The 26,223-nt window shown below is 71.7% G+C and carries 25 protein-coding genes; 16 read left to right on the top strand and 9 right to left on the bottom strand.

Annotation, left to right across the window (positions count from 1 at the left end; genetic code table 11):
- The 5 genes from HD596_RS58610 to HD596_RS58590 all read left to right on the top strand — a co-directional run bounded on the left by HD596_RS58610 (nt 1) and on the right by HD596_RS58590 (nt 7,558).
- Nucleotides 1-2,013, top strand: coding sequence for a molybdopterin oxidoreductase family protein (locus tag HD596_RS58610; RefSeq protein ID WP_313047487.1), 2,013 nt, complete (start codon nt 1-3; stop codon nt 2,011-2,013).
- A complete protein-coding gene (locus HD596_RS58605) occupies nt 2,010-3,404 on the top strand; it encodes an FAD-dependent oxidoreductase (RefSeq protein WP_185077944.1) in 1,395 nt (464 codons plus the stop codon). Before HD596_RS58610 ends, HD596_RS58605 begins: the two co-directional genes overlap by 4 nt.
- 253 nt (nt 3,405-3,657) lie before the next feature.
- The gene (nirB, locus tag HD596_RS58600; protein ID WP_185077943.1) at nt 3,658-6,084 is read left to right on the top strand and encodes a nitrite reductase large subunit NirB; all 2,427 of its coding nucleotides are present in this window, start codon (nt 3,658-3,660) and stop codon (nt 6,082-6,084) included.
- Nucleotides 6,081-6,404 carry a nitrite reductase small subunit NirD gene (nirD, locus tag HD596_RS58595; RefSeq protein WP_185077942.1) on the top strand — a complete coding sequence of 108 codons (324 nt, stop codon included), beginning with the start codon at nt 6,081-6,083 and terminating at the stop codon, nt 6,402-6,404. The genes nirB and nirD overlap by 4 nt, the downstream gene beginning before the upstream one ends.
- 629 nt (nt 6,405-7,033) lie before the next feature.
- A complete protein-coding gene (locus HD596_RS58590; protein WP_185077941.1) occupies nt 7,034-7,558 on the top strand; it encodes a YybH family protein in 525 nt (174 codons plus the stop codon).
- A 106-nt stretch (nt 7,559-7,664) separates the two neighbouring features.
- On the opposite strand, the gene HD596_RS58585 is transcribed toward HD596_RS58590, so the two are convergent.
- Nucleotides 7,665-7,880, bottom strand: a complete 216-nt coding sequence (locus tag HD596_RS58585) for a hypothetical protein (protein ID WP_185077940.1) — start codon at nt 7,878-7,880, stop codon at nt 7,665-7,667.
- Nucleotides 7,881-8,041: 161 nt separating this feature from the next.
- Here HD596_RS58585 and HD596_RS58580 point away from each other — a divergent pair, with 161 nt between their 5' ends.
- Complete coding sequence (locus HD596_RS58580; protein WP_185077939.1) at nt 8,042-8,695, top strand: hypothetical protein; 654 nt, start codon at nt 8,042-8,044, stop codon at nt 8,693-8,695.
- Between the two features lie 52 nt (nt 8,696-8,747).
- Here the strand turns inward: HD596_RS58580 and HD596_RS58575 are convergent, their stop codons facing one another.
- The 4 genes from HD596_RS58575 to ppgK form a co-directional block, all read right to left on the bottom strand.
- Nucleotides 8,748-8,906 (bottom strand): hypothetical protein, encoded by a 159-nt coding sequence (locus HD596_RS58575; RefSeq protein WP_185077938.1) that lies wholly within the window; start codon nt 8,904-8,906, stop codon nt 8,748-8,750.
- 207 nt (nt 8,907-9,113) lie between these two features.
- Nucleotides 9,114-9,773 (bottom strand): FadR/GntR family transcriptional regulator, encoded by a 660-nt coding sequence (locus HD596_RS58570; RefSeq protein WP_185077937.1) that lies wholly within the window; start codon nt 9,771-9,773, stop codon nt 9,114-9,116.
- 91 nt (nt 9,774-9,864) lie between these two features.
- On the bottom strand, nt 9,865-10,113 hold the full coding sequence (locus HD596_RS58565; protein WP_185077936.1) for a hypothetical protein: 249 nt from the start codon (nt 10,111-10,113) through the stop codon (nt 9,865-9,867).
- Nucleotides 10,114-10,228: 115 nt separating this feature from the next.
- Nucleotides 10,229-10,951 (bottom strand): polyphosphate--glucose phosphotransferase, encoded by a 723-nt coding sequence (ppgK, locus tag HD596_RS58560; RefSeq protein WP_185077935.1) that lies wholly within the window; start codon nt 10,949-10,951, stop codon nt 10,229-10,231.
- Between the two features lie 219 nt (nt 10,952-11,170).
- On the opposite strand from ppgK, the gene HD596_RS58555 reads away from it, so the two are divergent.
- Both HD596_RS58555 and HD596_RS58550 read left to right on the top strand, forming a co-directional pair.
- Nucleotides 11,171-12,226, top strand: a complete 1,056-nt coding sequence (locus tag HD596_RS58555; protein WP_185077934.1) for a TIGR03118 family protein — start codon at nt 11,171-11,173, stop codon at nt 12,224-12,226.
- 291 nt (nt 12,227-12,517) lie between these two features.
- Nucleotides 12,518-13,201, top strand: a complete 684-nt coding sequence (locus HD596_RS58550) for a TenA family protein (protein WP_185077933.1) — start codon at nt 12,518-12,520, stop codon at nt 13,199-13,201.
- On the opposite strand, the gene HD596_RS58545 is transcribed toward HD596_RS58550, so the two are convergent.
- A complete protein-coding gene (locus HD596_RS58545; protein WP_185077932.1) occupies nt 13,162-13,740 on the bottom strand; it encodes an HAD family hydrolase in 579 nt (192 codons plus the stop codon). The genes HD596_RS58550 and HD596_RS58545 overlap by 40 nt on opposite strands.
- Before the next feature lie 108 nt (nt 13,741-13,848).
- Between HD596_RS58545 and HD596_RS58540 the strand changes: the two genes are divergently transcribed.
- On the top strand, nt 13,849-14,655 hold the full coding sequence (locus HD596_RS58540; protein WP_185077931.1) for a DUF4253 domain-containing protein: 807 nt from the start codon (nt 13,849-13,851) through the stop codon (nt 14,653-14,655).
- A 45-nt stretch (nt 14,656-14,700) separates the two neighbouring features.
- Here the strand turns inward: HD596_RS58540 and HD596_RS58535 are convergent, their stop codons facing one another.
- On the bottom strand, nt 14,701-15,534 hold the full coding sequence (locus HD596_RS58535) for an SAM-dependent methyltransferase (RefSeq protein WP_246555525.1): 834 nt from the start codon (nt 15,532-15,534) through the stop codon (nt 14,701-14,703).
- Between the two features lie 184 nt (nt 15,535-15,718).
- Nucleotides 15,719-16,981 carry a helix-turn-helix domain-containing protein gene (locus HD596_RS58530; RefSeq protein ID WP_185077930.1) on the bottom strand — a complete coding sequence of 421 codons (1,263 nt, stop codon included), beginning with the start codon at nt 16,979-16,981 and terminating at the stop codon, nt 15,719-15,721.
- Between the two features lie 202 nt (nt 16,982-17,183).
- Here HD596_RS58530 and HD596_RS58525 point away from each other — a divergent pair, with 202 nt between their 5' ends.
- The 6 genes from HD596_RS58525 (at nt 17,184) to HD596_RS58500 (ending at nt 23,117) form a co-directional block, all read left to right on the top strand.
- A complete protein-coding gene (locus HD596_RS58525) occupies nt 17,184-17,930 on the top strand; it encodes a hypothetical protein (protein WP_185077929.1) in 747 nt (248 codons plus the stop codon).
- A complete protein-coding gene (locus tag HD596_RS58520; protein WP_185077928.1) occupies nt 17,927-19,162 on the top strand; it encodes a hypothetical protein in 1,236 nt (411 codons plus the stop codon). The genes HD596_RS58525 and HD596_RS58520 overlap by 4 nt, the downstream gene beginning before the upstream one ends.
- Nucleotides 19,163-19,174: 12 nt before the next feature.
- Nucleotides 19,175-19,381, top strand: a complete 207-nt coding sequence (locus HD596_RS58515; RefSeq protein WP_185077927.1) for a hypothetical protein — start codon at nt 19,175-19,177, stop codon at nt 19,379-19,381.
- 63 nt (nt 19,382-19,444) lie between these two features.
- Nucleotides 19,445-20,170 (top strand): maleate cis-trans isomerase family protein, encoded by a 726-nt coding sequence (locus HD596_RS58510; protein WP_185077926.1) that lies wholly within the window; start codon nt 19,445-19,447, stop codon nt 20,168-20,170.
- Nucleotides 20,167-21,333, top strand: coding sequence for an FAD-dependent oxidoreductase (locus HD596_RS58505; RefSeq protein ID WP_185077925.1), 1,167 nt, complete (start codon nt 20,167-20,169; stop codon nt 21,331-21,333). Before HD596_RS58510 ends, HD596_RS58505 begins: the two co-directional genes overlap by 4 nt.
- Before the next feature lie 44 nt (nt 21,334-21,377).
- The gene (locus HD596_RS58500) at nt 21,378-23,117 is read left to right on the top strand and encodes an RNA polymerase sigma factor (protein WP_185077924.1); all 1,740 of its coding nucleotides are present in this window, start codon (nt 21,378-21,380) and stop codon (nt 23,115-23,117) included.
- Nucleotides 23,118-23,154: 37 nt separating this feature from the next.
- Here HD596_RS58500 and HD596_RS58495 read toward each other — a convergent pair whose 3' ends face one another.
- Nucleotides 23,155-25,077, bottom strand: coding sequence for a Xaa-Pro dipeptidyl-peptidase (locus HD596_RS58495; RefSeq protein WP_185077923.1), 1,923 nt, complete (start codon nt 25,075-25,077; stop codon nt 23,155-23,157).
- Between the two features lie 72 nt (nt 25,078-25,149).
- Between HD596_RS58495 and HD596_RS58490 the strand changes: the two genes are divergently transcribed.
- Complete coding sequence (locus tag HD596_RS58490; RefSeq protein WP_185077922.1) at nt 25,150-26,205, top strand: ADP-ribosylglycohydrolase family protein; 1,056 nt, start codon at nt 25,150-25,152, stop codon at nt 26,203-26,205.
- Nucleotides 26,206-26,223: the final 18 nt, after the last annotated feature.

Below are 26,223 nucleotides of genomic sequence, written 5' to 3'. Positions count from 1 at the left end.
GTGACCAAGACACACTGCCCCTACTGCGCACTCCAGTGCGGCATGGAGATCGGCCCGGGGTTGGCCATCAGCCCCAGGACCGACATCCCTGCCAACGCCTCCGGCGCGCTGTGCCAGAAGGGCTGGACGGCGGGCGAGCTGCTCACCAACGGCGAGCGCCTGACCACCCCGCTCCTGCACGGCGAGCCCGTGGAGTGGGAGGTCGCGCTCGACTACGTGGCCGAGCGGCTGTCCGCGATCCGCGCCGAACACGGCCCCGACGGCGTGGCCGTGTTCGGCGGTGGCGGGCTCACCAACGAGAAGGCCTACACGCTCGGCAAGTTCGCCAGGGTCACGCTGGGCACCAGCCAGATCGACTACAACGGCCGCTTCTGCATGTCGTCGGCCGCCGCCGCCTCGATCAAGGCGTTCGGCATGGACCGCGGCATGCCGTTCCCCATCACCGACCTGGCCGAGGCCGACGTCGTGCTGCTGGCCGGCGGGAACGTCGCCGAGACCATGCCCCCGTTCGTGCGCCACCTGTCGGGCCCCCGGGTGATCGTCATCGACCCGCGGCGCACCCAGACGGCCAAGCTGGCCTGGCTGCACCTGCAGCCCACGCCCGGCACCGACCTGGCCCTGGCGCTCGGGATGCTGCACCTGGCCATCGCCGACGAGCTCGTGGACGAGGCGTACGTGGCGGCCAGGACCACCGGCTTCGAGGAGGTCCGCACCTCGCTGGCCGCCTGGTGGCCGGAGCGGGTCGAGCGGATCACCGGGGTGCCGGTCTACCGGATGCGGCAGGCGGTCCGGGCGCTGGCCGCCGCGGGCAACGCCTACATCCTGACCGGGCGCGGCGCCGAGCAGCACGCCAAGGGCACCGACACGGTCAGCGCGTTCATCAACCTCGCGCTGGCGCTGGGCCTGCCCGGCCGGCACGGCTCCGGGTACGGGTGCGTGACCGGGCAGGGCAACGGCCAGGGCGGCAGGGAGCACGGGCAGAAGGCCGACCAGCTCCCCGGCTACCGCAAGATCGACGACCCGGCGGCCCGCGAGCACGTGGCGGGGGTGTGGGGCGTCCCGGCCGACAGCCTCCCGGGGCCGGGGCGGTCGGCGTACGAGCTGCTCGACGCCCTCGGCACCCCCGGCGGGCCGCGGGCGCTGCTGCTGTTCGGCTCCAACCCCGTGATCTCCGCGCCCGCCTCCGAGCACGTGGCCGAGCGCATCGCCTCCCTCGACCTGCTGGTGACCTGCGACTTCGTCATGTCCGAGACCGCGGCGCTGGCCGACGTGGTCTTCCCGGTCACGCAGTGGGCCGAGGAGACCGGCACCATGACCAACCTCGAAGGCCGCGTCCTGCTCCGCAACCGGGCCGTGGCCCCGCCCGAGGGCGTCAGGAGCGACCTCGACGTGCTCGCCGGGCTCGCCGAGCGGCTCGGACACCACCTGGAGACCGAGCCGGTCAAGATCTTCGACGAGCTGCGCCGGGCGAGCAAGGGCGGGGCGGCCGACTACTCGGGCATCACCTACGAGCGCATCGCCGCCGAGAAGGGCGTCTTCTGGCCCTGCCCCGAACCGGGGCACCCCGGCACGCCGCGCCCGTTCCTCGACTCCTTCGCCCACCCGGACGGCCGCGCCAGGTTCGTGCCCGTCCAGCACCGGCCCGCCGCCGAGGAGACCGACGAGGACTACCCGATCTACCTGAGCACCGGACGGGTGCTCGCCCACTACCAGAGCGGCGCCCAGACGCGCAGGATCGCGCCGCTCGTCCAGGCGGCCCCCGAGCCGTTCGTCGAGCTGCACCCGGACCTCGCCGAGCAGCTCGACATCACCCCCGGGGACGTCGTACGCGTCAGCAGCAGGAGAGGCGAGGGGAAGGCCGTGGCGAGGATCAGCGACACCATCAGGCGCGACACCGTTTTCATGCCCTTCCACTGGGAGGGCGCCAACCGGCTCACCAACCCGGCCCTTGATCCGGCATCGAGGATGCCGGAGTTCAAGGTCTGCGCCGTCAGGGTGGAGAGGGACGTATGAGGCTCGTCGTCGTCGGCAACGGGATGGCCGGGTCGCGGCTGGTCAGCGAGGTACGGACCAGGGACCCGCACATCAGGATCACGATCTTCGGCGCGGAGTCGCGCCAGCCGTACAACAGGGTGCTGCTGTCCAACGTGCTGGCCGGCAGCTCGCGTCCCGAGCAGGTGAGGCTGCTCGAATCCTCCTGGTACGACGCCCACAACGTCGAGGCCGCCTTCGGCGACGCGGTCGCCCACATCGACAGGGAGACCAGGCACGTGGTGACCGAGGGCGGGCGGTGCGAGCCGTACGACCTGCTGGTCCTGGCGATGGGCAGCGAGGCCATCGTGCCGCCGATCCCCGGCGTGGAGCGGGCCATCCCGTTCCGCACGCTCGACGACTGCGAGCGCATCATGGAGGCCGCGGACCAGGCCCGCCAGGCCGTGGTCGTCGGCGGCGGCCTGCTCGGCATCGAGGCAGCCCGCGGGCTGGCCGGGCGCGGCCTGCCCGTGACGCTGCTGCACCTGGCCGGGCACCTCATGGAGCGCCAGCTCGACGTCGAGGCGGGCGAGGTGCTCGGCGAGACGCTCGCCGGGCTCGGCGTCGAGATCCGCACCGGGGTCAGCGCCGAGGCGGTGCAGGAGGACGGCGTCCGGCTGGCCGGCGGCGAGCTCATCGAGGCCGACCTCGTCGTGCTGGCCTGCGGCGTCCGCCCGGTCACCGGGCCGGCCGCCGCGGCGGGGCTGGAGGTGCGGCGCGGCATCGTCGTGGACGACGAGCTGCGCACCGACGACCCGTCGATCTTCGCCATCGGCGAGTGCGCCGAGCACGACGGCACCGTGTACGGCCTGGTCGCCCCCGCCTGGGAGCAGGCCGCCGTGGCCGCCGACGTCATCACCGGCGGCAAGGCCCTCTACCGGGGCTCCCGGCTGGTCACCAGGCTCAAGGCCAGGAGCGTCGAGCTGGCCGCCATGGGCGAGACCCAGCTCACCGAGGAGCACGCCGAGGTGGTGCGCTTCAGCCACCGGGCCCGCGGCACCTACCGCAAGCTCGTCATCCGCGACGGGCGGCTGGTGGGCGCGATCCTGCTGGGCGAGAGCGACGCCGTGGGCACGCTCACCCAGCTCTTCGACCGAGGCGCGCCGGTGCCGGGAGACCGGGCGGGGCTGCTGTTCCCCGGGCTGTCGTCGGCCCCGGTGGCCGACAGCCCGACGCTGATGCCGGACGCGGCCAAGGTCTGTCAGTGCAACAACGTGACCAAGGGTCAGATCAGGGCGTGCTGGGAGGCCGGGGCCCGCGACGTGGCCGGAGTGGCGGCCGCGACCAGGGCCACAACCGGATGCGGGACCTGCCGCGACGCCGTGGAGGGCATCGTCGGCTGGCTGTGCGAGCAGGAAGGGATTTCAGTTTGACCTCCTCCATGCAGCCGAAGCCGCTGGACTCCAGCCCTCGCGGGTTGGACCTTCCTGCTTCGCAGGCGGTCGCCGTTCCGGTTAAGGCGAGGGACGGACATCCGCCCAACGGTCTTACACAGCCTCCACAGGCTTCACATCCCGCCAGCCCGGCGGTAGGTCCGGCGGCTTGGTTCTCGCCGCCGGACGCCGACCACGATACAGAACGGCCAGCGGTGACGTGGCGCGTTTCCGTAGAAGGCAAGGAGGTTCGATGAACAGGATCGTCGTCGTCGGATACGGGCCGACGGCCCACAGGCTCGTCGAAACCCTCGTGGACAAGGGCTTCGACGGCCGGATCACCGTGATCGGGGAGGAGCCGCGCCCGGCGTACGACCGGGTGGCCCTGACCTCCTACCTCTCCGGCACCACCGTGGAGGACCTCACCTACGCGGTGCCCGCGGGCGTCGTGACGAGGCTGAGCAGCCGGGTCACCGGGATCGACCGGGAGGCCCGCGAGGTCACCCTGGCCGACGGCACGACCGAGCCCTATGACGTGCTCGTGCTGGCCACCGGGTCGGCGCCGTTCGTGCCGCCGGTGCCGGGCGCCGAGCACGCCTTCGTCTACCGCACCATCGACGACCTGGACGCCATCCGGGTGGCCGCCAAGGACGCGGCCGAGGGCGTCGTGGTCGGCGGCGGGCTGCTCGGCCTGGAGGCCGCCGACGCGCTGCGCGCGCTCGGGCTGAAGGCGCACATCGTCGAGATGAGCCCCTGGCTGATGCCGCGGCAGGTGGACGAGGGCGGCGGCGCGGTGCTGAAGTCCCACATCGAGGGCCTCGGGCTCGGCGTGCACGCCGGGGCGGGCGTCCAGGAGATCGTCACCGTGGACGGCCAGGTCACCGGGCTGCGCAAGCCGGACGGCACGGTGCTGGACGCGCAGGTCGTGGTGTTCTCGGCGGGCATCAGGCCGCGTGACGAGCTGGCCAGGTCGTCCGGGCTGGAGGTCGGCGAGCGGGGCGGCATCGTGGTCGACTCCTCGATGCTCACCTCCGACCCCTCGATCTACGCGGTCGGCGAGTGCGCGCTCGTCGGCGGCATGGTCTACGGCCTCGTCGGGCCGTGCAACTCGATGGCCGAGGTGGCGGCCGACCGGATCATGGGCGGGTCCTCGTCCTTCGAGGGCGCCGACATGTCCACCAAGCTCAAGCTGCTGGGTGTCGAGGTGGCGCAGTTCGGGGCCATGTCGGGGGCGCTCGACGTCACGTACATGGACCCGGTGAGCGGCGTCTACAAGAAGCTGTTCATCAGCGACGACGCCAAGACGCTGCTCGGCGGCATCTGCGTGGGCGACGCCTCCCCGTACACGTCCCTGCGGCCCTTCGTCGGCAAGGCGCTGCCCGCCTCGCCGTCCGACCTGCTCTTCAGCGGCGCCGGGGCCAGCCTGGACCTGCCCGACGAGGCGCAGGTGTGCTCCTGCAACAACGTGTGCGCGGGCGAGGTCCGCACGGCCATCGCCGACAAGGGCGTCACCGACGTGCCCGGCATCAAGGCCTGCACCCGCGCCGGCACGACCTGCGGCAGCTGCGTGCCGATGCTCAAGCAGCTGCTGGAGAAGTCGGGCGTCGAGGTCAGCAAGGCGCTGTGCGAGCACTTCACGTACTCGCGAGCCGAGCTGTTCGACATCGTACGGGTCCGCAAGATCACCACGTTCTCCCAGCTCATCACCGAACACGGGCAGGGCAGGGGCTGCGACATCTGCAAGCCGGCCGTGGCCTCGATCCTGGCCTCGCTCTACAACGGCCACGTGCTCGACGGCGAGCGGGTCACGCTGCAGGACACCAACGACCACTTCCTCGCCAACATGCAGAGGAACGGCACGTACTCGGTCGTCCCGCGCATCCCCGGCGGCGAGATCACCCCCGACAAGCTCATCGTGATCGGCGAGGTGGCCCGCGACTTCGGCCTCTACACGAAGATCACCGGCGGTCAGCGCATCGACCTGTTCGGAGCCCGGGTCGAGCAGCTGCCGGAGATCTGGCGGCGGCTGGTGGACGCCGGGTTCGAGTCCGGCCACGCGTACGGCAAGGCGCTGCGCACGGTGAAGTCGTGCGTGGGCTCGACCTGGTGCCGCTACGGCGTGCAGGACTCGGTGGGCATGGCCATCGCGCTGGAGCTGCGCTACCGCGGCCTGCGCTCGCCGCACAAGCTCAAGTCCGCCGTCTCCGGCTGCGCCCGCGAGTGCGCCGAGGCCAGGTCCAAGGACTTCGGGATCATCGCCACCGAGCAGGGCTGGAACCTGTACGTCGGCGGCAACGGCGGCTTCAAGCCCCGCCATGCCGACCTGCTGGCCACGGACCTGAGCTCGGAGGAGCTCATCAGGACGATCGACCGCTTCCTCATGTTCTACATCCGCACGGCCGACCGGCTGCAGCGCACCGCCGCCTGGCTGGAGTCGCTGGACGGCGGGCTCGACTATCTCCGCGAGGTGATCATGGAAGATTCGCTCGGTATCTGCGCGGACCTGGACGCGCAGATGGAGAACCACATCGCCACGTACGCCGACGAGTGGGCGGCCACGCTGGACGACCCGGAGAAGCTGAACAGGTTCGTCACCTTCGTCAACGCCCCCGGCGTGCCCGACCCGTCGATCGTCTTCGCCAGCGAGCGCGGCCAGATCAAGCCGGTGATGGCCCGATGAGCAACTGGACGCGGATCTGCGACTACGAGGCCATGCTGCCGGAACGCGGCGTCTGCGCCCTGGTGGGCGGCGAGCAGGTGGCCGTCTTCCGCACCCACGACGGCACGCTGCACGCGCTGGGCAACCGCGACCCGTTCAGCGGCGCGTACGTGCTCTCGCGCGGCATCGTCGGCACCAGGAAGGGCGAGCCGACCGTGGCCTCGCCGCTGCACAAGCAGGTGTTCTCGCTGGTGTCGGGGCGGTGCCTGGACGAGGAGGCGGTGTCCGTGCCGGTCTACCCGGTACGGGTGGCGGACGGCGCCGTGGAGGTGGGCGCCTAACCGCCTGCCAGGACCGGGCCCAGGTCGTAGGCTCGCACGACGGCCTGGGCGCGGTCGCTTGCTACGGGTTTGTCCAGCACGTCGCCGACGTGCCTCTTGACCGTCTCGTTCTCCACCCCAGCTCGTGCTGAGCGCCGCGTGCGATGCCCGCCAGGTGGCCCGGCGACCCCGCTCAGCCTCCGGCCGTCTCCGGCCGTCTCCAGCCCGTTCCAGGGCCGCCTGAGCCGCCACCGGCGTCCGCGACGCCGTGGTGTGATGCCGTTCTGGCATATCAGCTGCGCCGACGCCAGGCCGACGGCTATGCTCCAGTCTCCACCGGGGGGTAGACGTGCGGGCTTCGATGTGTCAGTGGCAACACGCAACGCCGTCCTGAATCGATGCTGTCGCAACGTTCGGCGTCCTCGCGCTGGGGGAGGGGTTCGGGGTTCGCCTGGATTCGCAGCACTGGACGGACGCTATCGGCGGCACCCTGTGCGCTGGTCTCGGCGCGGCAACGATCGCAGCTCTGACCGGTCTCAGCCAGATCCAGTGAACCGTTACCGTGAGTAACACCCCAACGAGCTAAAGGCGTCGTGCGAAGTGGCCAAACGCCGCATTCGCGCATGACGGGCGCGGGCATCAAAGCGGCCATGAGCAAGGTTTTTCAGCGCTGGGCGCTTCTACCGGCGGCGATCGTCCCCGTCCTCCTGGTCGCCGGTTGCGACGTGGGCGGTGACCGTACGCAAGCGATGAAAGCGGCCGCCACCCCGACCGGGCCCTACACCGGGAGCGCGTCCCCGACCGCGACGGCGACGGCGACATCGGCCGGGCAGCCGCGCGGCGCGGTCGAGTCCTACTTCAACGCGCTCAAGGCGGGGAACGTGGACCAGATCGTCAGCGCGTTCGCTGCCGACGCGGTGGTCGAGATAGACGGCGAGGCCACGGCGGAGGGCGCCAAGGCGATCCGCAGCCTCTACCAGCAGCAGCTGCAGGGCGCGACCGACCTGGTGTCGGCCGTGCACAGCATCGTGGACGTGCGCACGGTCAGCGGCGAGAACGCCGTCGTCCGTTCGGGGAGCAAGCAGGGGGAAGCGCGCTTCCGGGAGCTGTTCCTGCTCGGCAAGGTGGGCGGGAAGTGGAAGATCACGGAGTTCATGAACAACCAGTCGTCCTGACCGCCATCGCCTCGGGAATGGGCGGGGCGCCCTTTGCGGGACGTCCGCCGGGAATTCCGGGACGGATTTACCGGGCCGGTTATGGGCGGCCGGTCCCGGGGGCGGGCTAGGGCTGCGCGGTGCCGCGCGGGATGCGCGGGGTGATGCGGCCCTGGTCGACCAGCGCCAGATAGACGGCGAAGGCGCCCCGCGCCCACGTTTCCGCCTGTCGGGCGGTCATCCTGATCTCCTCGCCCTCGTGCGAGACGATCATGTATCCGCCCCAGGGCGTACTGCGTCGCCACGCCACCAATACGTTCTCGTAAACGAGGACGTCGAGCATTGCGGTCACATATGCGCGTCCGGTGGCGGACACGGCGCAAGCCTCCTCGCTCCCCGCCGAATTCTCGCCTTCCCTCCATTGTGCGCGCCGTCTCGGGAAATGTCGCACGCCCGTCAGAACCTGGGCGGCGCCTCCGGTGTATCTGTACCGGAGGTGGTCCCATGAAGAGGATTCTGGCCGTGCTGGCCGCCGCGGCGGCGCTGGCCCTGGGCGGCCTGCCCGCCGCCGCGGCCGGGGGGTGGGCGGTGACCTATCTGGATCCGGTGCCGTCCCGGTTCGAGGGCGGGACGTCGTACGCGCTGGGGTTCTGGGTGCTCCAGCACGGCTCCCATCCGTTCGAGGGGGAGCTTGGGGCGGTCGGGCTGCGGTTCACCAGGGCGGATGGGAAGAGCCTGCTCTTCGACGGCACGGCGCTGCCGGAGGCGGGGCATTACGCCACGTCGGTGGTGGTGCCTGAGGGGGTGTGGAAGGTGGAGGGCGTCCAGGGGCTGTTCCAGCCGTACGAGGTGGGGACGCTGACCGTGCCCGGCGGGCTGAAGGTCAAGCCGGTGCCCGCTGAACTGGTGGCGCCGATGCCGGCCGGGAAGTCGTTCTGGGGGGCCGTGCGGCCGCCCGGGTTCCCGGATGGGGGATCGGCGGTGATTACCCGGACGCCGCAGGGGCAGGGGAGTGCCGGTGCTACCGACGTGGGGCGGGAAAGCTCGGTGCCGGTGTGGGGCCGGAAAGCTCCGGTGGTGCCGGTGTGGGGCCGGAAAGCTCCGGTGGTGCCGGTGTGGGGCCGGAGTCCCGCGGGGTGCCTGTCTACACGCTGGTGATCGCCGCCCTCGGTGGTCCGCTGGTCGCGGTGGTGGCCCTGTGGTTGCTGCCTCAGTCCCGCCTGGCGGGTCTGCCGCCTCGGTCGCCCTCGCCGGACGGGGCGTCGCCGAGGCGGCCGGCCCGCGTGGCGTGGCTGGCCCGCTGGCCGCGCCGGCCGCGAACCGAGCCGGAATCGGCGGAGCCGTCCGGGGAGGGGGAGACGATCGTCATCTCCGGGAGGTGATCGGCGGGCCCGGCGGGGGAGAGCGCCGGGGTGTGCCTGCGGCGCCGCTTTCCCGAGCGGCACCGCGTCGCAGGCTCACCCCGGTTCCGCCACACGAGCCCCACCGCGTCCCGGTGCCGTGCGGGTCCCACCGCGTCCCACGCCGGGCAGGTCGATGTCGCGGGGGCGGATCGTGCCTACGTGGCGGGGGGTGTTCAGAGGTCGCGTTCCTGCTGGTCGAGGATGGCGACGGAGACGGCGACCGCGCGGGCCGCGTCGCCGTCCTCGATCGCGCGCAGCAGGTCGTCGTGGGAGCTGTCCGGGGTCAGGGCCGCCTGCTCCTGGTCCCTGACGCTGTCGCGCAGGGCGTCGCTCATGCTGCGGTAGAGGTCGCCGAGCAGGGCGTTGTGCGCGGCGTCCGCGACCAGCAGGTGGAAGTCCACGTCCGCGTCCGCGAAGCCGTCGAGGTCGCCGGCGCGGGCGGCCGCGTCGCGGCGGTCGAGCGTCCGGCGCATCGCGGTCAGGTCCTCCTCCGTGCGCCTGCCCGCCGCGAGCCGGGCGGCCACGAGGTCGAGGCCGCGGCGCACGTCGATGATGTCCATGGCGGCCGCCGTGTCGAGCCGCCGGCGCAGGGCGACCTTGGACTCGTCGGTGGCGGTCACGTACGTGCCGTCGCCCTGGCGGGTGTGCAGCAGCCCGGCATGGGCCAGCACCCGCACCGCCTCGCGCACGGACAGCCTGCTCATGCCGAGGCTCTGCGCGAGCTGGCTCTCGGACGGGATCTTGGTGCCGACCGGCCACACACCACGCGCGATCTCTCGGCGGAGCTCGTCGATGGCGGCGTCCACGAGCGAGGTCCGAGCGACGTTTCGCATGCACCCTCTCCTCATCGAATGGAGAACACCCACCATAAGAGCTATCGCGGAAGGCGGGGTAGTCCGGCCGGTGATCGGGGCGCGCGGCCGGTCAGCGCCGGGAGAGGGCCGAGAGGAAGGCGGACTGGACGGCCTCGAGGCGGCGGCCGACGTCGCCGAGGTCGAACGGCGGGCGCTCGCCGCCCTGGGCCGCCGCCAGGCGTTCCTCCACCTGGCCCCGGGCCGAGAGCTGGGCCGCGCGCAGCGCCGCCACGATCGCCTCGGCCGGCTCGTCGCTGCCCATCGTGCGCAGCACCCGCGCGTCCAGCCGGATGTCCCGGACGAGGCCGTCGGCCTCCACGCCGGCCCCCGGCCGCGGTGCCCTCCCCGGTGAACCCAGATGATCAACGCCGTGGGCGACCGCGACTACGGCACGCTGGGGACGATCAGAGGCAGGGGCCTCGGTCCGGAGCCGCTCATGAGCGACGGGAGGCGGCCAGGGCGGCGCCGATGATGCCGGCCTCGTTCTGGAGGGCGGCGGGCATCACGGGCGTGTCGATGTGGACGTGCGGCAGGAACTTGTCGGCCTTCCTGCTCGCGCCGCCGCCGATGACGATCAGCGTGGGCGACAGCAGCATCTCCACGTGCCGCAGGTACTCCTCGACCCGCTCGGCCCACTTCTCCCAGCTGAGCTCGTGCTCCTCCCGCGCCCGCGCCGACGCCCGGTGTTCGGCGTCCTTGCCCCGCAGTTCCAGGTGCCCGAGCTCGGTGTTGGGCACGAGCGTCCCGTCGGTGAACAGCGCGCTGCCGATCCCCGTGCCGAACGTCAGCACGAGCACGGTCCCCCGCTGCCCGCGACCGTGCCCGTAGGTCACCTCCGCCACGCCGGCCGCGTCGGCGTCGTTCAGCACGGTCGCCCCGCCGAACAACTTGGCCGCGTCCACGCCGATCCACGAGTGGTCCACGTTGGCGGCCGTCCGCACGACCCCGTCCTTGACCACGCCGGGGAAGGTCACCCCGACGGGACCGCTCCAGCCGAAATGCTTGACGATCTCCGCCACCGCCTCCGCCACCTCATCGGGCTTGGACGGCTGGGGCGTGGGAATGCGCAAGCGCTCCTGCACCAGTTCGCCGGCCTCGATGTCGACAGGGGCACCCTTGATTCCCGATCCGCCGATGTCAATGCCCAACACGTTCATGTCAATCCCTCTCCCCTTCGGACACGAAAAAACTCCCGTCCTGATATTTCCGGAACCGGCTGAACCGCCCCACAGCCCTCCACGTATCTCGCGTCACAAGCGCTAACTAGGAGGCAACGGATGCGGCCACGCATCATCACACTCTGCGCTGTTGCGGTTGTGCTGGGAGCGACTCTCACCACTCCCGCGCACGCCACCACAACCAGGAACCGATTCGACGTGATCAACCTTGTGTCGGACGTTCAGGGCAAAGCCCCGGTCACCGACGCCAAGGTCGTCAACCCGTGGGGCCTGGCCATGGGCAAGACTCTGTGGGTCTCCAACACCGGCACCGGCACCGCCACCGTCTACTCCGGCACGGGCAAGAAGGAGCAGACCGAGGTGTGGATCCCCGGCGGAGCACCCACCGGCCAGGTGTTCAACCCGGGCGAGGGCTTCACCGTCAAGGGCAAGCCCGCCACGTTCATCTTCTCCAGCCCGAGCGGAGCCATCACGGGCTGGAACAAGGACGTGGACCCGAAGAACGCGATCATCGCGGCCTTCACCCGCGGCGCCGACTACAAGGGGCTGGAGCTCGTCGAGACCGACGACGGCGACTTCTTGCTGGCCGCCGACTTCGCGAGCGGCCGCGTCCACGCCTTCGACGAGGACTTCCGGCGCATCAGCCTGAAGAGCTGGCAGTTCCGCGACCCGGGCGTGCCCAGGACGTACAAGGCCTACAACGTGGCGATCGCCAACGGCAGCATCTGGGTGACCTGGGCCCTGCGTGACCCGTCCACCGGCAAGCCCGAATTCGGCGAGGGCAAGGGCTTCGTGAGCCGTTTCAACGCCGGCGGGCGCCTCACCGGCCGCATCTCCAGGGTCGGGCTCAACGCCCCCTGGGGGATCACCGCCGCGCCGAGGGGCTGGGGACAGTACAGGGGCGCGCTGCTCATCGGCAACTTCGGCGACGGCACCGTGCACGCGTACAAGAACAGCCGCCACCTGGGCGCGCTGACCACGGCCGACGGCAAGCCCATCGTGCTGCCCGGCCTGTGGGACCTGGAGCCCGGCACCGCCACCAACGGCGGCGAGGACTCCATGTGGTTCTCCGCGGGCATCGACGGCACCAAGCACGGCCTGATCGGCATCATCGCCCCGCAGGGCACCAAGCCGACGTCCACCGCGACGCCCACGTCGACGCCGTCGAGCTCCCCGACGAACCACCCGTCGGGCCACCAGACGAGCGCCCCCAGTAGCCGGTCGTCCTCCCAGAACCCGTACGGCGGGTACTGAGCGGCGCTCTCTCGCCGTCGCCCCCGGCCTGGCGAGAAGCGCAGCTCGCCGAGCAAGGCCGGGGGCGGCGGTCACGCGGACGTTTCCGGCGCGGTTGGCGCGAGCCGCGCCGGAAACAACCCCTTGTTGGTGCTTCCCGCCGCACCCTTATTCCTCGCCGCACTCCGGCTGAGGTCCCTTTGAGGGAATAGGGGGAGGGCTGGCTCCTCCCGGAGGCCTGGTGTCCTCCGGGAGGAAGGGGTTGAGGTCCCCTGGCGCTATGCGACGCGAGGGCCTGGGTACGGTCGGATCGTGAGCGAGCGATCCTTCAGTGAATGGCTCAGGGAGCAGTGCGAGCCCGAGTGGACGGCGGTGGTGACGCACCCGTTCGCGATGGCGATCACGACGGGCTCGGCGCCCGACGACGGCATGCGGCGCTACCTGGAGCAGGACTTCCAGTTCGTGGACTCGTTCACGGCCCTGCTCGGGGCGGCCGTGGCGAGCGCGGACACGTTCGAGGCGCGGGTGCCCTACGGCAAGTTCCTCGGTCAGGTGGCGACCACCGAGGAGAAGACGTACTTCCACCGGGCCCTGGCCGCGCTGGGCGGGCGGACCGACGCCCCGCCCGAGCCGGTGACGGCCGCGTTCAGGCAGCTCATGGACGAGGTCCGCACGTCACAGGACTATCTGCTGATCGTCGCCGTGCTCTGCGTGGCCGAATGGTGCTACCTGGGCTGGGCGTCGCGGGCCGGCCGGCCGCTGCCGGAGAGCTTCGTGCACCGCGAGTGGATCGAGCTGCACGAGGGCCCGGAGTTCCGGGCCTGGGTGGACTTCCTGCGGGGCGAGCTCGATCGCCTCGGCGCGGACCTGGACGAGGAGCGCCGGACGGCGGTGCTGGACGTCTTCCGCCTGGCGGTCGAGCTGGAACGGGCCTTCTTCGACCAGGCCGCCGCCCCTCACCCCAGTACGGCCGCCAGATCCTGGAACGAGCGGTAGTGGACCCCGGTCATGCCGAGCGACCTGGCCGCCTCCACGTTCTGCAGCCGGTCGTCCACGAACAGGCAGCGCTCCGGCGCGACCCCGGCCCGCTCCGCGGCGATCTCGTAGATCCGCCGGTCGGGCTTGGCCACGCCCACCCTGGCGCTGCTGACCACGTCGTCCGCGAAGTACGTGAGCCCCATCAGGTCGAGGTGCTGCTCCAGCGAGTCCGTGGCGTTGGTCACGATCACCACGGGCACGTGCTGCTGCGCCTTGGCCAGCAGCGCCCTGACCTCCTCGTCCACCCAGAAGCGCACCTGCGCGAACTCGGCCACGGCCTGGCGGGCCCGCTCGCCGCCGCCGAGCGCGACGACGACCGACTCCAGCCACTCCGCCTCGGTGACCTGGCCGAGCGTGGCGGGCAGGATCAGCGCGGGGTCGAGGGCCGTCTTCATGAGCGGCAGGCCGTACCGGGCCTCGATGTCGGCCTGGGCGGCATGGTCGAAGAGCCGGAGCACTCCATCAAGGTCAGACAGAACCGCGTCAAAGGGGATCACAGCCCCTCATTGTGACAGTCGTCAGCATTTCCCGCGTCGTCAAAGGTCCAAGGGCGACCGGCCGGACTACCATCTCCGAGACAGGATTCGGTATCGGAACGGTAGGGCATGAGCGCACGCGAGCTGGGGCGGCTGTTCGCCGACGGCGGCAGGGGGCACAGGCTGCCCGCGGGGCTGCCGCCGGGCGAGCTGGTCTGGCCCGATCCCGGCTACACCCGGCAGGGTAATGCGATCAGGCCGGCGTTCTGGATGAGCGAGGAGCCGGCGTCCGGCGAGGACTGGCGGCGCATGCGCGAGTGGCAGCCGCACAGCGGCCTGTGGCCGGTGCTGCTGGACGAGTCGGCGCAGCCCTGGGGGGTCGGGCAGATCGTCCCGGACGACCCTCGCCAGATCGACCACTTCACCGCCGAGGGGTTCATGGCCGAGGTGTGGGAGGAGTGGGTGGCCCAGATGCCGCCGGACGCGCTGGAGGAGCTGGACCCGTTCGGGGCGATCTGTCCCGGTCCCGCCCCGCCCGGGGTGCTCAAGGCCGCCCCCGAGGCGGTCGCCGACTGGCTCGCGGGCGAGCTGGCCGTCAAGGGGATGCCGCTCGGCCTGGTCGCCGCCTCCAGGGGCGCCGACGCGCTGGCCGTGATGGGCTGGCAGGGCGCGCTGCACCACAATGAGTGGATGGTCCCGCTGGCCGCGGTGGTGCGCAGCTGGGAGGACCGGTTCGGGGCGCGGGTGGTGAGCGTCGGGTTCAACACCCTGGACCTGAGCGTGGCCGCGCCGCCGGTCGATCCCGAGCACGCGTTGCACGTGGCCGCCGAGCACTGGACGTTCTGCCCGGACAACATCGTCCAGGGCCCCGGTGACCTGCAGGGCTATGCCGAGCAGATCATCGGCGAGCACGCCTGGTCGTTCTGGTGGGACTGAGTTCGGCCGCGCCGCGACATGGCGGCGCGGCCGGACCCTCCGGTGTCAGGGGATGCGGGCCACGGCCCCGTAACTCCCCGAAGAGCTCGGTTGTTCGGCGCAGGCGGTGCCGAGGCCGTCCGGCCGCCATTCCGGGATCCACACCAACCCCGGATCGACCAGCACCAGACCTTCGAGCAACGCCGCGACCTCCTCTCTGTTGCGAATCGCGTGACCCGGCAGCGTCATCGCCAGCAGGTCGTGAATCGCTCCCAGCAGCTCCGGCGGGATCGCGTCGAACGTGGTCTGCAGCAGCGTCAGGTAGCTCCCTTCGGGCACCACCTGCCGGATCCGCTTGATCACGTAGTGGAAGTACTCGTCGTCGTTCAGGCTGTGGGTCGACAGCAGCAGCACGGCCATGGGCCGGTCCCAGTCGAGGAACGTCTGCAGGACCCGGTCATCGAGGAGGTCGTCGATCTCGCGCACGTCGCCCTCTACGACGCGTACGAGGTCGGTGACGGGCTCGATGGTCGCCCGGGCTCCGGCCAGCACCATCGGGTCGTTCTCCACGTAGACCACCCGGGGGACCGCGCCGCACAGGGCGTCACGGGCCACGTCGTGCAACTGTCTGCCCGCCGGCAGGCCGCTGGGCACTCCACTCCCGACAATGACGAACTGGTCCACCCCTTCGCCGGCCAGATGACGCACCACACGGCACAAATAGTGGAGCACGGCCCGTGCGGCCGTCGTCACGACGGGAGCGGCCTGGTCGTAGCGGCGCACTGCGTCTCTGTCCGCCACGAAGTTGTTCTTCCCACCCGTGGCGGCGTCGAGAACCCGGGTGATCCTGGCTTGGGTCATCTCCAGCTTCGCCAGGTTTCGGATGGCACGCTGACGCATTGAGTGTTGCCCCTTTCCCCTCGCCCACTATCTCGGGAAAAGATTGATCCTTTCGGACCCCACTCGATGACCCAGAACTTATGATCCTCGCTGCGCGGCGGATGACAACCGGAAAAGCCATTAGTTTTCGGTATATCTGCCTAACCCGCTACCGGGAATAACGATCATCCATTAGGGAAGGAGATCACTTTCCGAGGGAACGCGAAAGCCGCTCGCGGTGGAAATTCAACACCTCGAAAGTCTCTTCGCGGGTCGTCGTCGTCACCGACAGCTTGGTGAACGCCTGATGGTATGCCTCCACCGCGGTGGTGTCGGTGATCAGCTCGTCGGACTCGATGCCGTGGGCGCACGCGATGTCGGCCTCGAACGCCTCGGCGAAGCGCCAGAGCGTGAACGGACCGGTGCGCGGCACGTAGACGGGATCCTCCGCCGGCACCACGTGGAGCGAGATGTTGGGCCGCTTGGCGTGCTCGATGAGCTGGTCGATCTGGCGGAGCTGGACGTGCGGCCCCACGATCGAGCGGGTCAGCACGCTCTCGTCGATGACCGCCCACACCACGATGCCGCTGTCGCGGGCCACGGACTCCTGGCGGGCCAGCACGAGGGCGAGCGCCTCGTCGACCGTCTGCTGCCCGAGCGTCGCCGGCCCGGCCACGGTGACGGCCGCCCTGGCGTATTCCTCGGTCTGCAGCAGCGGCGGGACGAACTGCGGGTGGTAGGTGCGGATCACCGTGGCCCGCTGCTCCAGCGCGTACGTGGTGGCCAGCCAGACCGGCACCGACTGCGCGTCGTACCAGGCGGCCTCGCGCTCGCCCCTGGCCAGCGACAGCACGTATTCGCGGATGGGCGGGACGGTGACGCCGTAGAGGGCGAGCAGGCGCTCGGCGGTGATGGGGGCAGGCGCGATCCTGCCCTCCTCGATGGCCGGGATCGCGGCGGCTCCCTTGCCGACCGCCGTCTCCACCTGCTCGACCGACAGGCCGGCGGCCAGGCGCAGGCCGTGCAGCCGCTTGCCGAGCGCCCGGCGCTGCGGCCCGCTCAGCGGGGCGGCCGCCTCGGGGATGTCGGGGGAGGAGGGGGGCTCCGGCTCGTCGGGCAGCCCTTCGGCCCTGCGGGCCAGCTCGACCACGCCGCGCAGCAGCGTCAGGGAGCTCTCGGACAGCTCTGAGGCGCCCAGGCCGATGGAGGCCGCGCGCAGCTGGAGGTCCTCGACCGCGCCGGACTCGAGGTAGTCGTCACCGACCAGCCAGCCGACGCTCACCTGGAGGCACGAGGCCAGCGCCCTGAGCACCTGGAGCGTCGGGTTGGTCTGCTTGCCGGTGCGCAGCTGGCTGACGTAGGCGCGGGTGATCGGGATGCCCGCCTCCGTCAGGGCGGAGGCGACCTGCGCGCCGGTGAAGCCGCGCTTGGTCAGCGCAAGATCGAGCCGTTCGGCGAAGTTCGCCACGGCACACCTCCATCCACCGCCCGTGAACTTTTCCAGCGTAAGGGACGCGAGCCGCACTGTCCCCTGCCATGCGGGGCAGCTCTGCCCCGCGAGTAGGTATCAACTTATGCGCAAACTGTCAGTTGACATAGCCTCGTTCGTAAGCGGACTATCGGAGGGCATGGTAACTGTGGCTTAACAGTCGGGGAGGAGGTGGCCGGACGTGACCATGGATTCATCGCACCTCGAAGATCTGTCCTCCACGGGGCAGGAGCGAGTGGTGCAGCGGATCTGCTCGCGCGTGGCCGGGCCGGCAGTGGGAGCCGGCGTCCAGGTCGCGAGCCTGCCTCTCGGCGGCCTCCAGGTCTGGCTGGAAAGCCCTTCTCACCGTTGGCGTTTCTACCACCGGATGGCCCGCGAGCTGCGGCTGGCCGGCTGGCACACGGAGACGGGACCTGATCGGCTGCTGTTGCTCGGGTGGAGTGCGGTCTGCCTGAGCCACCGGGCCAGGATGCTGAGTGCGGCCCTGAAGGGACGGCTGGCCGACTTCGACAAGACGGCCTTCATGGCCGTCATGATCGCCACGCGGCTGCGCCACGAGGGGTTCCCCGTGGCGGAGCTCCCGGCCGAGGTGGAGACCCGCTGCCGCGACGCGCTGCGCTGGCCCGCCCGGCTGGAGGACCTCGACGGCCTGGAACGCCGGTCGTCGCTGGAGCCGCTGCGGCTCAGGCTCGCCCAGGTGGCGGGGCTCGAAGCCAAGGTCGGCTGCCGCTGCTGCGAACATCTCGCGCTCGCCTCGAAGGTCGCGCGCACGGTCGCCGGTGGTGCGGTGCCGGCCAGGTCGCGCGCCCGTTCGTCGGCATCGTGCTCCGCCACGCCGGACTCCTCTCCGGGGGTGGGGCTGACCGAGCGCATGGTCTGCGTCAGCGTGCCCAACGTGGCCACCACCAGAGCGGGGACGGCGCGATGACGCCGACGCCCATCCCCGCGCACCGGGCCGCACCGGTCCCGGCAGCCGTGGCGTGGCCACGGCACCGGGTCAGGAGGCGGCCGGGTCACCACCTCGGCGTCACCATGAGGTTCCCCGCCGCGTACGCGCTGCCGCCCGGCGCGCCGCCCACCGGCCACCGGCCCTGGGGCGTCGCGTTCTGGTGCGCGTGCGCAGGAGCGGGAATGCTGGCGCTGCTGTCAGACGGCGGGTGGCCGCCGGCCGAACACGGCCGACTTCCCCGCCTGGGACTGACGGTGGCGCTTGTGCCGCTGGCCCCGGCGCTTCCCCATCCCTCCGGCATCGCGCGGCACGTGCCCGACTTAGTCGGCGCGGTGCTGTCGACCAGCGCGTTAGCGGCTGGCGTGCTGGCCGACACGAGGGGTAGCGCCTGGGGCCGGCTTTATCGGCGTTCGCCGGGCCGTGCGGCCGCGGCCGCGGAGCCGATCACGAGGTCGTACGCGGGATCGTACGTGACCTCGTGGTGGCGCCGTGCGCACGCGATCGACCTGCGGCTGCGGCGACGTAGCGGACTCCCGACGGCGGCGGGCGCGTTCTGCCTGTCCGGCGCGGCCTCTTTCGCCGCGCTCGCCATGGGACCGCCTTTTGTGGAGACGGCCGGGCTCCTGTCGGCCACGATCGCGGTGACTCCGGCGGCCGTCCTGGCCGTCCGCCGCGTCGGGACCGGCGGAGTCGTCTACGGCGGAGGCTTCGCTCTGGGCGGAGGTTGCGCGCCGCTGCTCGCCCACTCGTCTTCCGACGGGTGGAGCCTGCTCGGCGCGGTGCTGATGGGCGCCGGATTCGGCGCGCTCGCGGTCGGCCTTCTGGCGGGGACCATCGCGAGCGCCGGACCCGGTCAGCACGCCTCCGCGATCGGCACCATCGGCACGTGGGCGCTGCTGGGTGGGGTGATCGGCGCGATGGGCGCCACAGTGCTGATCGACCGGCCGTTGTCGGAGGGGCCCGATTCCGGGCTCGTCTCCGTCCTGGTGGCCGTTCTCCCGGCCGCCGTTCTGCTCGCCGCCACGGCGCTGGTGCGGGTCGCCGGGGCGTCGGGCCATGAGACCGAACCTCGATCTCAACGCGCGGCGGAAGAGGGGCCGGCGATGTTCCGCCGGCTCCTCGCCGAGCCGCGTGGCCACGCCAACCCAGTACGGAGCGAGGTTCCGGCCCGCTTCGCCACCTACGACCGCGAGGTCGTCAACCCGCGATGAACAGGAGCGATCATGCTCACGGATGAACAGCGCCGGTCACAGCCGCACGAGGTCCACGCACGCGGAGCGCGCCACGCGCCGCCGCCGTCCTGGGGCGAGGACCAGGGCGACGCGCCGGTGGAAGCGCCGCGCACCGTGCACCGGCTGCGCCGCATCCGCCCGGTGCCCGTGCGGCCGATCACCGAGATCGACCACGCGTTACGCCACCCGGTTGTCTGACACCCACACCTTCCCGCACAGGAGGAGAACCCATATGCGCACCGTCCTCGCCCGGAGCATTCAGTGAGCCGCGGCAGGGTGGGAGTGATCGTGGCGCCCGCCAACCCTTCGGCGGAGCCGGAGCTCACCCGCCTGCTCGGGTCGCGCGCCGACATGCACGTCACGCGATTCCCGGTACGGCCCGGCCAGTCCCTGGCCGAACGGCTGGAAAGCTACAACGAGGCCCTGCCCTCCATGGTCTACGCCTTCGACGCCCTGCCGCTGAGCGCGATGGTCATGGCCTGCAGCGAGCCCCGCTACCTCCTCGGTCCCGATGAGGACCGCGACCAGTGCGCCGAGCTGACGGCCGCGACCGGGGTGCCCTTCGCCTCGGCCACGCAGGCCACGCGCGAGGCGATGGAACACGCCGAGGTGAGCGACATCGTGCTGGTCTCCCCGTACCAGCCGTGGCTGACCGAGCTGGCCGAGCGGTTCTGGAAGACGGCCGGCCTGAACGTCACCCAGGTCGTCCAGGTACGCGCGAAGAACGGCTACTCCTCGTACGCGGTCACCCCCTCCGAGCTGATCAGCCAGGTCGAACTGGCCGAGCTGCCGGCGGACGCGGTGCTGCTGTTCACCGGCACCGGCATGGCCACCCTGCCCGTGCTCGGCCCCCTCAGCGCCGGCAACGACCGGATCCTGCTGACCTCCAACCTCTGCACGGCCTGGTGGGCCCTGTCCCAGACCATCGGGCAGCAGGTGACGCTCGGCCGCGTGCCGCACCGGCGGTACATGGGAGGCGCGGCATGAACGGCGTCATCGTGGTGGGAGCGGGACCCGCGGGGCTGACCGCGGCGCTCTCGCTGGCCAAGGCCGGGATCCCGGTCACCGTGCTGGAGCGCGAGAGCGAGCTCAGCAAGCAGACCAGGGCCTGCACGTTCCACCCGGCCACGCTCGACCTCCTCGACGACCTGGGCGTGGCCTCCCAGCTCGTGGCCAAGGGCCGCGTCGTCGACCGGGTGCAGTGGCGCGACCGGTCCGGCATCGTGCTGGCCGAGATGGGCATGAACCGGCTCAACGGCCTGACCAGGCACCCGTTCAGGATCCACGCCGACCAGGCCGCGCTCACCCCGCTGCTGCTGGCCGCCCTCAGCGTCTACCCGGACGTGGACGTGCGGTTCGGCACCCACGTGGACGGCGTGGCCGAAGGCGGCACAGGGATCCGGGTCCGCGTCGGCCACACCTGGACGCGGGCCCGGTACATGATCGCCGCCGACGGCGCGCACAGCACGGTCAGGGGCTCGCTGGGCCTGCCGTTCCCCAGGTCCACCTACCCGACGCAGGCGCTGCGGGTGTTCACCGACTCGCCGCTGGACCGGCTGCTGCCGAGCCTGGCGCCGCTGACGTACGTGCGCGACGTGCAGCAGTCGTGCACGCTGCTCGGGCTGCCGGACCACTGGCGGATCATCTTCAAGATCCCCTGCGACACGCACGAGCCGTTGTCGCCGCCGAACCTGTCCCTGCTGGTCCGCCGGGCCCTGCCGGGGGCGAGCGGGCCGATCCACGTGACGGGCGCCGACCGGTTCGGGCTGTCCAGGGGCGTGCTGACGTCGTACCGGTGCGGCCGGGTGCTGTTCGTGGGCGACGCCGCGCATCTGACCTCCACGGTCGGCGGGCTCAACATGAACGCCGGCATCCACGACGCGGCGGAGGTGGGCCAGGTGATCGCGGCCGTGATCGGCGGCTTCGCCCCGCCGGCGGCGCTGGAGGCGTGGGCCTGGCGGCGGCGCTCGGTGCTGCTGCAGCGGGTGATCCCGCCTCGCGAGACCCGGCTCGCGGGCGTGCGGGAACGCGACAGCGCCAGGCTGGCGGCCGCCATGGCCGGGCTGCGCGCCATCGCCGGGGACCCTGACGCGACCCGCGCCTACCTGGCACAGGCCTCATTACTGGACACCGTGCCAGGGAAGAGGTGACGACCCCCCGTTCCGCGTACCGACTGGAGGAGGTGTGACGCCGGATGTGGCGAACCCTGTCTGACGACGCTCGCCAGGCCATTCGCGACCTGTGCGACAAGCACGGAGCCCGCCTCTACGACTACTGCCGCACGGAGCTCGCCGCGGGCGACGCCGAGCAGGCGGTGGCCGGCGCGGCGCTGACGGCGCACCTGTACGCGGATCGCGTGGTCGATCCGGCCCTGCGGCGGCCCTGGTTGTACGCGGTGGCCCGCGCGCACCGGGCGTTCGTCGCCAAGCCCGCGAGCATCGGCTCGTGGTCGCGGCCGGGCCGGATGTCGGAGCTGCTGCCCGAGGCGCTGCTCTCCCTGGAGCGCCCGCAGCGGGAGCTGCTCGACCTGTCCATGCGGCACGGCCTGGCCGACCCGGAGATCGCCGTGATCTTCGAGCTGCGCCAGGACGAGGTGCGGACCATCGTCACCAGGGCGGCCGAGTCCCTGGAGGAGTGGTTCGCCGCGATCATCGCCGCCCGGGGACGCGACGGATGCCCCGACCTGACGGCACGCGTGTCGGCGTGGGTCGCGGCGCCCGGCCGGCGGGCCAGGGCCAGGATCGGCCGTCACATCCAGTCCTGCGCGACCTGCCGGGCCGCGCCCAGGACCATGTCGGCGGCGGCGCTGCTGCGCCGCCTGCCGATCACCACACTGCCCGGCACACTTCCCAACCGGCTGGCGTTGGCGCAGCCGCTGCCCGGCGAGGGCCCTCTCTGGCGGGCGGACGGCTTTCCCGTGCAGGCACGCACACTGGTGGAGACCGGTCCTTCCCCGGCTCCTCCGGTCGCCGACGCCACGCCGCAGGTCCCGGTCGCCGACCCCACGACGGCGACCTCGGGAAAGCCCTGGTCGGCGGCGGGCGCGGCTGCCGCCGACCAGGAGCCCCCGGTGGCGCCCCCGGTGGCGCCCGCTGTGCGCGGGCGGCACCCGTTCACGCCGCCGAGCCGTACGCGGGCCTTCCGCGGCGGCGCGTACGGGGACAAGCTCGTCTTCAGCACCGCCGTCAAGGGCTCGGGCAACGGCTCCCACAGCGAGGGCGCCATCATCCGGTACGGCGGGATCTCCCTGGGCGGCGATCTGGCCGAGCTGCGGGACGGGCAGGTCCAGGAGTTCTGGCGGGACCGGCTGGACGACGACGACCCCGAGGCGGGGCCGCCGATCAGGGCCGTGGCCAGGCTCGGGCTGATCGTGGGCGTGGGCCTGCTGGTGGCGGGGCTGGTCTGGGCCGTCGCGAACGCCCGCCAGCACCCTCCGACGCTCACCAGGGCCTCGGGAGAGACGGGCGGCCTGCTGGACGAGCCGTCGCGCTGGGTGGCCGGGGTGGGCCCGATGGCCGCCGGAGCCGGGCTGACGAGCATGGCCAGGAAGGCCGAGCTGCCCAAGCCCGCGCCCCCGGTGGCCAGGCTGTCGCCGGCGACGGCGTGGCTGGGCTCGGGGCGCGCCGGAACGTTCGCGCTGTCATGCGACGGACGCTGCGACATCGTCTCCGCCAAGGGCAGCGACGGCATCACCGTGTCCGGAAACACCTTCAAGGTGACCGCGCCGCTCTCGCGGGCCGACTGCTCTGGGCGGCCGAGCGTGGAGCGGGGGAGGATCACCGTCCAGTGGGTGGGCAAGGCGACCGGTGACGGTAAGACCACCGGCGGCACCACCGCCGGGCGCGGCACCCTGACCATGAGCGTCGCCTGGACGGTCCGGCACACGGGCAAACGGACGCTCGACTACCGGCGCGGCGTCCCCTCCTGCGGGTGAGGGGCCTGCGGGGCCCCTCACCCTCTCGGAAGCCTCCTTAGAAGAACGAGAACCCTGGCTCCGGCTCGGGCAGCTCGACCCGGTCGGGACCGCGGAACGTGGTCGTGTCCCTCGGCACGTCCGCCAGCGGCGTGCCCAGGACGAACGGGACGACGACGCTCGACCTGGCCAGGTCGAGCGTCACGGTCGCGCCGGTGGCGGTCTCGTCGCTGTAGGTGGAGTCGGTGCCGGCCACCACGAGGCCGATCCGGTGACCCTTCCTGAAGGTGTAGTCCTGCGGCAGCGTCAGCCACTTGACCGTCCCGTACGTGCCGGGCGGCAGCGGCGCGGCCTGGCTGAGCGAGTCGCGGTTCTGGACGTCGATCCAGCCGCGGGCGACGATCTCCAGCGGGCGGGTGGCCACGTTCGTGACGACCTTCCGGTAGCAGGCGTCGTCGGCCGCGGTGCTCTCGCCGTGGCAGTCCTCCTCGGTGAGCGTGGTGATGCCCTGGCCGCGGCGCCAGTCGACGCGGGTGCCGTCGCCGAAGTCGACGAGCAGGGCGGTCAGGTTGGAGGTGGGCTTGTCCAGCTTGACCCGCAGGTCCGCGGTGGGCGTGCCGGACAGGCGCAGGTCGAGCGGGAGAGCGCCCGTGGTGAACGCGACCCGTCCCGGGTTCGCCGTCCCCACGTCGGCCACCATGTCGCTCTCGGTCATGGCGACGTCGGTGAAGGAGGCGGTGCTGTTCCTGGCGGCGGGCTTGAGGCCGAGCGAGCCGTCGGGCGCGGGGCGCAGGGATGCCTTGAGCGCGAACGGCGCCGGCCAGTCGCGCTGGGTGATCCAGCGGGCCGGGCCGATCTCGACGTCGGCGCGGGGCTCGTTCATGATCCCGTTGCGTACGCCGTGCAGCCAGTGGTCGAACCACCGGTGCAGGGTGTCCACCCAGAGCGCGCGCCGGCCCTCGAAGTCGAACGGGTCCACGTGCTGGGTCTGGCCGACCCAGATCTTGCGCGGCACGTTCCGGTCGGCCAGGGCCTTCCACCAGGCCGAGAAGTTGTCAGGCTTGACGTTGAGGTCGTTGACCGTGTGGACGACGAACACGCTGGCCCTGACCTTGGAGGCGTCGCCGAGCAGGCCCTTGATGTAGTCACGCTCGGCCCAGAACGGGTTGAAGTCGCCCGTGTCGTCGCCGTCCTCGGCGTCCATCTTGTCGCGCACGGCCTGGCACTTGGCCTCGGGGTCGGTGTCGACGTAGTTGGCCAGCCAGGAGGCGTAGTCGTGGTTGTAGATGACGCCGTTGGAGCGCTGGTACTTGTACCAGGAGCTGATGGCCGAGATGGGCACGATGGTCTTCAGGCCCTCGACGCCGGTGGCGGCGACGGCGTTGGCCAGGGTGCCGTCGTACGACTTGCCGATCATGGCGGCCTTGCCCGTCGTCCAGTCGGCCACGGCCGGGGTGCCGTCCGCCCGGAACGCCCTGGCGCGGCCGTTCAGCCAGTCGATGACGGCCTTGCCGCCCAGGACGTCCGCCTTGCCGCCGATGTCCGGGCAGCCGTCCGATCGGGTGGTGCCGAGCATGTCGACGTTGAGGACGGCGTAGCCGCGGGGGACGAAGTAGTTGTCGTAGAAGAGCGGGAATTTCGCGACATTTCCGGCGGCGTCGTAAATTTTGCGCTCTGCCTCGTTTCCGCGGCCCGAGTTGTCGTAGTACGGGCTCTCATCGATGATCACCGGCACCTTGAGCCCCGGGCCGGACTCCTTGGGCCTGATGATGTCCACGCGTACTCTGTCGAGTTTGCCGTCGAGGTCGCTGTCGACGCTCGACTCGACGTACACGTGCTCGCGGACCGCGTCCGCATAGGAGAAGACCGGCTGGGTGCGGCCGTTCTGGACGGTGATGGCAGGTGCTGCCGCCGCCTGGGCGGGAGTCGCGATCGCGAGGACGAGGACGACGGCGAAGAGGGCCGGGCGTAATTGTGGCACGCGTGACCTCCGGGACGTGGGCCGAATCACCCGCAATCTCTCAGAACGCCCGGAGCCTGACAAGATTCCCTCATGGACGTACGGGATCGGGTACGAGGCTGCCTCCTCGGTGGCGCGATCGGTGACGCGCTCGGGTCGCCGATCGAGTTCCAGTCGTTGCGGGAGATCCGCAGGGAGCACGGGGCAGAGGGCATTACCGGATATGTCACGACGTGGCGCGGTAAATCCGGCCTCATCACCGACGACACCCAGATGACGCTCTTCACAGTGGAAGGGCTGCTCCAGGCCCGCGCTGAAGGAGCGCCGGAGGGGGCGGCGTACCCGTACCCCGCGGTGGTGGAGCCGGTGCGGCAGGCGTACCTGCGCTGGTTCGACACCCAGAACCACCAGTCCCCGCCGCCCGCGGACCGGCCGCACCGCACGGGGCGGCTGCGCGAGGAGACCTGGCTGTACTCGCGCCGGGCCCCGGGCAACGCCTGCCTGTCGGGCCTGCACCAGCAGTTCCCCGGCCCTGCCCCGCTCGGTGCGCCGGGCCCGGTGAACCCCAACTCCAAGGGCTGCGGCACCGTGATGCGCTCGGCCCCCTTCGGCCTGGTGGCGCTCTCCGGTCCCGTGGGTGCGCGGCCCGACCCGCGGGAGGCGTTCGAGGTGGCGGCGGCGTGCGCGCAGATCACCCACGGGCACCCGACCGGCTACCTGGCCGCGGGGGCGTTCGCCGCGATCACCGCCCACCTCGTGGCGGGCGAGGCTCTGGAGCCCGCCGTCCACCACGCCCTCGACCTGCTGGCGGCCTACCCGGCGCACGAGGAGACCAGCGCGGCCCTGCGCGCCGCCGTGGCGCTCGCCGGTGACGGCGGCGCGCACTCGCCGGAGCGGGTCGAGTCGCTGGGCGGCGCGTGGGTGGCCGAGGAGGCGCTGGCGATCGGCGTGTACTGCGCCCTGGCCGAGCCCTCCGTGGAGCGGGCCCTGCTGCTGTCGGTCAACCACTCGGGGGACAGCGACTCCACCGGCTCGGTGTGCGGCAACCTGCTCGGCGCGCTCCACGGCACCGGTGTCCTGCCCGTCGCCTGGCTGCATCCCCTGGAGGGCCGCGACACGATCGAACGCCTGGCCGCCGAACTGGCCTGACCGGCAGGCGCCCCTCCT

It is taken from the genome of Nonomuraea jabiensis, assembly GCF_014204795.1.
Lineage (GTDB): Bacteria > Actinomycetota > Actinomycetes > Streptosporangiales > Streptosporangiaceae > Nonomuraea > Nonomuraea jabiensis.
This window is presented reverse-complemented; position numbering and strand designations above follow the sequence as displayed.